We start from the raw sequence: 3557 nt of genomic DNA, 5'->3' as shown, positions 1-3557 counted from the left end.
CAGACCGGGCTAATTTTATCTACATTTTTTTCTTCTAAATTCCTTTTTTAAGCTTTCTGAGAACACACTTATTGGCCGATGTTATGATCAAGCCCGTGATTTTTACAGACATCGTAAATAATTTCATCAAGCATAAATGACGTCCTTTTCCACTCGATCAAAAAATTTGCTGTTGCTTAGCTCCCTTTTCCTGACAATTTCAATCTTTTTTTCAAATCTTTGCTCCATATAGGCTTGAAGGTTGGCTATCCAATCGAAACGTGGCTCCTGAAATTCTACCAGTAAATCAATGTCGCTGTTTTGCGTTTGCTGATTTTTAGCATAAGATCCAAACAAGCCAATTTTAATAACCCCAAAATTTTGTTTTAAAAAATCTTTATCAGTTTTAAGTTGTTCAATTATATGATTTTTTGAAAGTGTCTTTTGCATCATTTTTACATGTAATTAAAAACAGTTGTAAATATTGATAATATATTGGATTGTTACCTCAGCGTCAAACTGAAATAGATACGAAATCCTTCCCCTACGGGGTATGCAAAAATCCAGCGGCACGACAGTAGAAGTTGAAAATTATAAAAAGGAACATTTATTAATCGTTTGATCATTGATCAGTTCTCCATGTTGAGCGAAGCGAATAAGTTTCCGTTGAGCAGAGCGAATAAGGCAGGACGCAAAGTAGGTTCCTTTGAAAAAGTGGGCCTACTTTGCATGTCCTGTTCGTCCGAAAGCCCTATCTTTTTATAGTTAAAATATATTTTCGCAGAGTAACCCATAGAAAAATATAAAATAATATAACTATCTATATTAACAGATAATTATTGATAAAAATTTCATTTTTCGCTTGCATTTATATTTTTTTTGTGTAAATCTTTTCCCAAAGAAGTTCGGAAACGCAAAAAATGTAAAGCTAAAAGAAAAATGTTATGACTAATTGCACATACACACCGCTCAAAACTTTCTTCCTTTTACTCTCTCCTTTTGCACTGTTTCTTTTATTTTGTGTCTTTTTTGAATGGAAGCTTAATTAAAAATTAAAAACATTCAACAGGCGTACTGGTACGCCGCGACCGTGAGGATTGTTAAATGGATATTAAGCCCTCGTGCAAAAGTCAGTACACTGCCATATCAAACGAGGTTAACACCTTGATTGAAAGGGGTTTCAGCAAAAAAGCAATTTACGATTATTACAGAAACCAAGATAAACTTACAATGAGTTACAGTTCCTGGCTTGTAATTTTAAGGTACAGAACCAAAGAAAATCCTTTCAGCCTTGCTCAAAAACCCAAATTCACATCGGAAAAAATTGTGGAGCCCATACAGGTGCAGGGTAAATTTCATCACGACAACAGGCCATACCCGGTAAGCGAGGATTCAAAACCTCAAGAAAAAAATGAATTAAAGGTTAATCTCATATCCAAAAAAACAATGAAAAAGGAGGGTGATTAATGGCCGTTATAAATGTTGTTTTACAAGGGAAAGGTGGTGTCGGTAAAAGCCTTATCTCAAGCTTAATGGGCCAGTATTTAATTGATCGTGACCAATTACTGGCTTGTTTTGATGCCGATCCGGTCAACGCCACTTTTGCCGCCTACAAAAGCCTTGAGGCTGTAAGGGTAGAGCTTATGGAAGGGGATATCATAAACAGCCGTTTGTTTGACAACCTCATAGAAAAGCTGGTGGAGCTGCCGGAAAACGCCTGTGTGGTTATAGACAGCGGGGCCAGCACATTCATTCCCCTGTCCTCTTATATGTCGGAAAACAATATAGCCCAGTTTCTCAAAGAGACAGGGCACAAACTGTTCCTGCACACCATTATTGCCGGCGGGCAGGCTGAAACCGACACCATCCAGGGCCTGAACTCCCTTTTAAATTGTTTTCCCGGCACCCCTGTAACAGTGTGGGTCAATCCGTTTTTCGGCCAGATCGAGTTTACAGAAAAACACGAACTTGCCAGGAAGAACGCAAAAAATGGCGGGATCATCATCACTCTGCCCTCTTATAAAAAAGAAACATTCGGCCACGATTTAGAAACCGTTTTAAAGTCTCGGCTCACCTTTGAACAGGCGATAGAATTAGACGGGTTAAACATAATGGCAAAACAACGCCTTAAAATCATCCGGGATAACATTTGGGCCTTACTTGATGGAACTGGATTCACCAATGAAATCAAAAATACAGGCACTGATAGCTAAGACACACAATATAGCCGTCAGTGAGGATGATCCGGTATGGATCGTTGTTTCCATCTACGAACTTATTGTGAACGAATATAAACAGAAACTGGCGGATTATGAGGCCGATTTCACAAAAAAAATGGAGGAAAAATTAAAACCCCACGTCAACCGGATGACCGTAACAATCGCGTTTCTGGCTGGTGTGGTGGCAGGAATGACTATTCAACTTTTTTTTAAATGAAAGGACTAAAAACAATGAAAAAGCATCTTCCCTTAATTTTTATGTCAGTTATCCTTTTGGTTGCCATTTTTCCTGACGGTGTTCTGGCAACAACTATTTCCGAATTTCAGACCCCGACAGAAACCCTTATGGAAACCCTTCGCGGCCCATGGGCCAAAGCCGTGGCCATCATCATGATTCTGGCTGCTGCTTTTATGATGTGGTTTAAAAAGGATGATCTCGACGGCATGGCCAAGGGGTTCCTGGTGGTTGTCTGTATCATCTCCGTGCTTGCCCTGGCAGAACCCATTATCAATCAATTGTTCTCTTTTGGCAGCGGTGCGCTGATCTGAAATGAGACGCATATCTATTCATAGGTCATTGCACCGGGCGGACCTTATCATGGGTATTGAGCGGGATTTACTTTTCCCCATCGGTATAGCCGCCGGTCTGTTGATCGTGACCAGCGGCAACCGCCCCTGGCAGATTTTAATGGGCCTGGTTATTTTGTCCATCGGTTTCACTTTTGCCAGGAAAGCCAATAAAGCTGAACCGATTTTGACAAAAGTTTTCCGTCAGCACATGCGCCATAAAAATTTTTATCCGGCCAAAGACAGCCATATTCGACCGGGTAAAAGCATCAATTATAATGCCATGAGCAGGAAAGAAACAGGCCTGCAAAGCCTGCTGCAGTACGCACTTATGGTTGATGACGGCATACTCTTATGTAAAAACGGCTCGTTCCTGGTTGGCTATGAAGTTATCACCAGGGACACAGCCAGTTCCACTGATGCGGAACTTGAAAGTTTTTCAGGGTCCATTTCATCATCGCTCAAAAGTTTAGGCGATGGCTGGACCCTGCATTTTGACTGTATCCGCAGCCCGGAAGATTATTACCCTGAAAAAGAAGAAAACTTTTTCCCCGATGAAATCACAAGGGCAATTGATGACAACAGAAGATTGCATTTTAAAGAGGGAAAGCATTTCAGAACCCTGCACTACCTTTTTATAAGCTGGCGTCCTGATATTTCATCCCAGAAACTGAATTCTTTTCTGTACACCGAAGAAAATATCAAATGTCAATTACTTTGTCCGGTTCGCGTCAATTATCTTGTCCGGTTTTTTTATATCAATAAATGCTTTTTGAGTGCATAAATTCTGTT

Annotated in this window: 6 protein-coding genes; 5 read left to right on the top strand and 1 reads right to left on the bottom strand. The window is 40.2% G+C overall.

The annotated features are described in order from the left end of the window. Positions 1-126: 126 nt before the first annotated feature. On the bottom strand, positions 127-432 hold the full coding sequence (locus B147_RS0106780; RefSeq protein ID WP_245568951.1) for a nucleotidyltransferase family protein: 306 nt from the start codon (positions 430-432) through the stop codon (positions 127-129). A 651-nt stretch (positions 433-1083) separates the two neighbouring features. Between B147_RS0106780 and B147_RS0106775 the strand changes: the two genes are divergently transcribed. The 5 genes from B147_RS0106775 to B147_RS0106755 are packed head-to-tail and all read left to right on the top strand — an operon-like array spanning position 1084 to position 3549. Continuing rightward, positions 1084-1446 carry a hypothetical protein gene (locus B147_RS0106775; protein WP_020586469.1) on the top strand — a complete coding sequence of 121 codons (363 nt, stop codon included), beginning with the start codon at positions 1084-1086 and terminating at the stop codon, positions 1444-1446. Then, a complete protein-coding gene (locus tag B147_RS0106770; protein WP_020586468.1) occupies positions 1446-2192 on the top strand; it encodes a nucleotide-binding protein in 747 nt (248 codons plus the stop codon). The genes B147_RS0106775 and B147_RS0106770 overlap by 1 nt, the downstream gene beginning before the upstream one ends. Next, positions 2161-2415, top strand: coding sequence for a hypothetical protein (locus tag B147_RS0106765; protein ID WP_020586467.1), 255 nt, complete (start codon positions 2161-2163; stop codon positions 2413-2415). Before B147_RS0106770 ends, B147_RS0106765 begins: the two co-directional genes overlap by 32 nt. Positions 2416-2429: 14 nt before the next feature. After that, entirely contained in the window at positions 2430-2747 is a 318-nt protein-coding gene (locus B147_RS0106760; RefSeq protein WP_020586466.1) for a TrbC/VirB2 family type IV secretion system protein, read from the top strand. A 1-nt stretch (position 2748) separates the two neighbouring features. Further along, positions 2749-3549, top strand: coding sequence for a VirB3 family type IV secretion system protein (locus tag B147_RS0106755; protein ID WP_083927828.1), 801 nt, complete (start codon positions 2749-2751; stop codon positions 3547-3549). Positions 3550-3557 lie beyond the last annotated feature (8 nt).

It is taken from the genome of Desulfobacter curvatus DSM 3379 (genome assembly GCF_000373985.1).
Lineage (GTDB): Bacteria > Desulfobacterota > Desulfobacteria > Desulfobacterales > Desulfobacteraceae > Desulfobacter > Desulfobacter curvatus.
This window is presented reverse-complemented; position numbering and strand designations above follow the sequence as displayed.

What these genes read in the sequence shown, in the direction of transcription:
- B147_RS0106780 (WP_245568951.1), bottom strand. Translation starts at nt 432, where the DNA reads ATGATGCAAAAGACACTTTCAAAAAATCATATAATTGAACAACTTAAA.
- B147_RS0106775 (WP_020586469.1), top strand. Translation starts at nt 1,084, where the DNA reads ATGGATATTAAGCCCTCGTGCAAAAGTCAGTACACTGCCATATCAAAC.
- B147_RS0106770 (WP_020586468.1), top strand. Translation starts at nt 1,446, where the DNA reads ATGGCCGTTATAAATGTTGTTTTACAAGGGAAAGGTGGTGTCGGTAAA.
- B147_RS0106765 (WP_020586467.1), top strand. Translation starts at nt 2,161, where the DNA reads ATGAAATCAAAAATACAGGCACTGATAGCTAAGACACACAATATAGCC.
- B147_RS0106760 (WP_020586466.1), top strand. Translation starts at nt 2,430, where the DNA reads ATGAAAAAGCATCTTCCCTTAATTTTTATGTCAGTTATCCTTTTGGTT.
- B147_RS0106755 (WP_083927828.1), top strand. Translation starts at nt 2,749, where the DNA reads ATGAGACGCATATCTATTCATAGGTCATTGCACCGGGCGGACCTTATC.